This window comes from Microcoleus sp. LEGE 07076, from assembly GCF_015207455.1.
Classification (GTDB): domain Bacteria; phylum Cyanobacteriota; class Cyanobacteriia; order Cyanobacteriales; family Microcoleaceae; genus Microcoleus.
The window spans coordinates 1-2,219 of the sequence record NZ_JADEWV010000419.1; the positions used below are offsets into that span (position 1 = coordinate 1).

The following is a 2,219-nucleotide window of genomic DNA, read 5'->3' on the forward strand; positions in this document are numbered from 1 at the left end:
GCGCTGCATTTCTTCGCCGGGAGAAGGAACTGAATTTGCGATCGAGATTCCAATGCGACAAAGGTAATTAGTTATTGGTTATTTGTTATTGGTTATTTGTTATTTGTTATTGGTTATTTGTTATTGGTTATTTGTTATTGGTTATTTGTTATTTGTTATTTGTTATTTGCTATTTGTTGTTTGCTATTTGCTATTTGTTGTTTGCTATTTGTTATTAATTGATAGCTAACAGTCAACAGTCATCAGTCAACAGTCAACAGCTAACAGTCAACAGTTAACAGTCAACAGTCAACAGTCATCAGTCAACAGCTAACAGTCAACAGTCATTGATAGTTATACAAAAAAAATGATAAGATAATTAAAGATACTAAAAGTTAGGAATATTAACATGGCATACAAAGGCATAAAAAACACTTTTACTGCAGTTGCAAAAGCAATTAAAGATGAAGATGATGATGATGATGATTCCTACGTTGACTATTTTTATGACGATCCGGGGGCGCTGCCGGGAACTCTAGACTTAGAACCCGATGCGCCACCTCCGGAGATTGTATTAATTGACTATTGCGAGACAGCAGCTATTCGCTCGAAATTGGCAAATCCTCGAGACGCTGCTATCTATTTAGATACAGCATCTGTTTCTTGGGTTGATATGTTGGGATTGGGAAACAAGGAAACTTGGCGCCAGATGGCCAAAGTATTTAATTTGCACGAAATGGCTCAGGAAGATGTAGTTAATGTTCCCCAGCGCCCTAAAGTGGTAGACTATGAAGAACATCTTTTAATCATTTCTTGGATGGTGATAATTAAGCCGAATTCAGATAATTTTCATAAAGAACAAGTTAGTTTGATCTTGGGTAAACATTACCTGCTAACTGTTCAGGAAGAACCGGATTATGATTGTTTTGACCCGGTGCGCGATCGCATTCGCAAAGGACAAGGAAGTATTCGCAAACACGGAGCCGATTATCTGGCTTATACTTTGTTAGATTCGATTATAGATGGATTTTTCCCAGTATTAGAAGTGTACGGAGAGCGGATTGAAGAATTAGAGGATGAAGTGGTGCTGAACCCCACTCGCAAAACCTTGGAAAAAATCTATAAAATTCGGCGGGAATTGCTGACACTGCGCCGCGCTATTTGGCCGCAGCGGGATGCAATTAATGTTTTGATTCGAGATAGCAGCGATTTGATTAGTCCGGAGGTGCGAATTTACCTGCGCGACTGTTACGATCACACGGTGCAGGTGATGGATATGGTGGAAACTTACCGAGAGTTGTCTTCGGGTTTGATGGATGTTTATCTGTCTTCGGTTGGTAATAAAATGAATGAAATCATGAAATTGCTGACGGTGATTTCGAGTATCTTTATTCCGTTGACTTTTGTGGCGGGAGTATACGGGATGAATTTCAATACAGAGAAATCGCCCTTGAATATGCCAGAACTGAATTGGTATTTTGGCTATCCGCTTTGTTGGGCGCTGATGGTAGCGATCGCATCGAGTTTAGTTTACTTTTTTTGGCGGCGCGGCTGGTTTGAAAATTTTTCTACTATTAAAGATGACTGAAATTTAAAATCCTAAATTGATTGACGAACGATCGCGTACAATAAATCTGGGGAAAAAGTAGGCGCAGGCGGTTGCGGATTAGCGAAAGCTGGTCTGAGGAAAGTCCGGGCTCCCGAAAAACCAAACTTGCTGGGTAACGCCCAGTGCGAGCGATCGTGAGGATAGTGCCACAGAAAAATACCGCCCCCAATTGGAGATTTGAGATTTGAGATTGCATCAAAAATCGATGATCGAAAATTGCAAAATGTTAGGGGGTAAGGGTGCAAAGGTGCGGTAAGAGCGCACCAGCAGCATCGAGAGGTGTTGGCTAGGTAAACCCCGGTTGGGAGCAAGGTCGGAGGGACTACGGTTGGTTTTTTACCAGTTCCGTTTTTTGGTACCGCTTGAGGCGTTTGGTAACACGCGTCCCAGATAGATAACTGCCCTCAAAAACTGCTTGCAGTTTAGAGAACAGAACCCGGCTTATGTCCGACTTTTTCCCCTCCCAAAAATCCCAGAGTGGGAGAGTGGAAGAATTTTTAGATATTATTATTTTTAGAATAAAGTGAGATATAGCGGTTCGATCGCGTTGTGAGGTATGGGGGATCCTTCCTGTGTCCGCCAGGCCGATGCGCGACAAATCGCCTCATGTTACTGAGACTCGGCTATAGAT

General features: G+C 42.0%; 1 protein-coding gene and 1 other RNA gene. Both read left to right on the forward strand.

Going from position 1 to position 2,219, the window contains the following annotated elements:
• Positions 1-388 precede the first annotated feature (388 nt).
• Entirely contained in the window at positions 389-1,567 is a 1,179-nt protein-coding gene (gene corA, locus IQ270_RS29835) for a magnesium/cobalt transporter CorA (protein ID WP_193976711.1), read from the forward strand.
• Between the two features lie 53 nt (positions 1,568-1,620).
• An RNA gene (gene rnpB / locus IQ270_RS29840) (RNase P RNA component class A) lies at positions 1,621-2,048 on the forward strand.
• Positions 2,049-2,219: the final 171 nt, after the last annotated feature.

Excerpts from the sequence above, each read along its gene's own strand:
- corA (WP_193976711.1), top strand. The coding sequence starts at position 389 with ATGGCATACAAAGGCATAAAAAACACTTTTACTGCAGTTGCAAAAGCA.